This is a genomic window from Flavobacterium labens (genome assembly GCF_048286755.1).
Taxonomy (GTDB): domain Bacteria; phylum Bacteroidota; class Bacteroidia; order Flavobacteriales; family Flavobacteriaceae; genus Flavobacterium.
The window spans coordinates 1-1,801 of sequence record NZ_JBLVPL010000017.1; the positions used below are offsets into that span (position 1 = coordinate 1).

Sequence of the window (1,801 nt, forward strand, 5' to 3'; positions counted from 1 at the left end):
AAGGCTGTAAACATCAAAACGAAAGAAAATAATTTTGTTTTCATAGTAGATATTTATTATTTTAAATTATCTATCGAACTCATTTATAAGAATCCGGCAGGTCGGCTTGATAAATTTTCTTAGGGTTTTTTATTTAAGAAATAGGGCTATTTTAATTTTATAATGCCTGAGGACAAAAAGTTCTCAGGCATTAATTTTTTTAATTATTTACGATATATAAATACCCGTCTTTTTTATTGGTTATGATTTTTCCATCATTAGCAACAGAAGTATAATTCAAGATATAGAAGTAAGTTCCTGTAGGTAAACCTGTAGGTTGACTGATGGTTGTTCTACCTTGAGAAGTACCATCAAAAACATTACTAGTGTTATTATATCCTTTGGTTTCAAAAACCAATACTCCCCAACGATTATAAATTTCTACAGTATTATCTGGATAACAAACGGTATCATCAATATTATCGATTATGAATTTTTCATTAATTCCGTCTCCATTTGGAGAAATAGCATTATGTACTAATATGGTTCCACAAGCTAATACAATACCACCACAACCAGTATTTACCGTCATGACAACTCTTACAGTTCTAGGGCAAGTAACATCATCAATTTTATATTCAAATGTGTAATCTCTAACTGAAAGACCTGAAGCATTAAGTATGTTTCCTTGTAATCCACCAGAATTATTTACATCTACCCAAGTTCCGTTTGTTGGAGTTCCCATTGGTAAGAAATCATTTAGATTCGTCGTTGTGATTTCTCCATCATTACAAATAGAACTATTTATTAATACAATACTATTGGCAATACTTACATTGATTGTTTGAGTAAACTCAGATACATTTCCACAAGCATCAGACACAGACCATTTTCTTACGATTGAATAAGAATTTTCGGTTCTGTTTGTAATGTTTTCAGTGAAAATAGCTGGTGAAACTGTAGAACAATTATCTACAAATACAAGTTCAGGTTTAGCAGGTATTGCATCACAATTTACATTAGCTATAGCCGTAAAAGCTGTTGTTGTAGTTGGACCAGCAGTATCTTGAACAGTAATAACTTGAGAAGCTGTAGACGTGTTTCCTGATAAATCAGTCGCGGTCCAAGTTCTAGTTATTGTGTAAGAGCCAACACAATTTCCTTGTACTGTTACGTCAACGAATGTTAAGTTTACAGGGCTACAAGTATCTGTTGCCAATGCTTGAGTAAACCTAGCTGTTAAACCACAAGATATTGTTGAAGCGACTGGTAATTTTGCAATTATTGGAGCTGTTGTATCTTGAACATTTATTGTTATTGTAGCCGTATCACAATTAGTCGGATTTAGTTTTTCACATATTTGATATGTTAGTACATATGAACCACTAACTATTCCGCTTTGAACATTAATGTTTCCAAGATTATCTAATGTGATATTTGGATTCTTTCCTGAAACTAATGAGATGTTAACTTCTTCGGATTTCGTTGGATTACCATTTAAAGTATCATTAGCTAATACATTACCAATTACACCAAATGAAGTACAATTAATATTAGAATAAGTATCTGCAAGAGCATCAATAACAGGAGCAGCAACAACAATAGTAACGGTAGCTGTATCACAATTAGTAGGGTTCAATACCTCACAAATAGTGTAATTTATGGTATAAGTTCCCGCTGGTGTGTTTGGTGCTACAGTCACAGTTCCATCAGGATTAATAGCCAATGGTCCGTTTGGAGTAGCGCTTAATACTACATCCGCAGGATTAACAGGCAATCCGTTCAATGTGTCGTTAGTTAAAACGTTCACACCTGAATTTCC

1 protein-coding gene is annotated in these 1,801 nt (G+C 33.3%); it reads right to left on the reverse strand.

Annotation, left to right across the window (positions count from 1 at the left end):
* Positions 1–199: 199 nt before the first annotated feature.
* Positions 200–1,801: gliding motility-associated C-terminal domain-containing protein (locus ACNQF8_RS15285; protein WP_417983548.1), on the reverse strand; the 1,602-nt coding region annotated here is incomplete at its 5' end.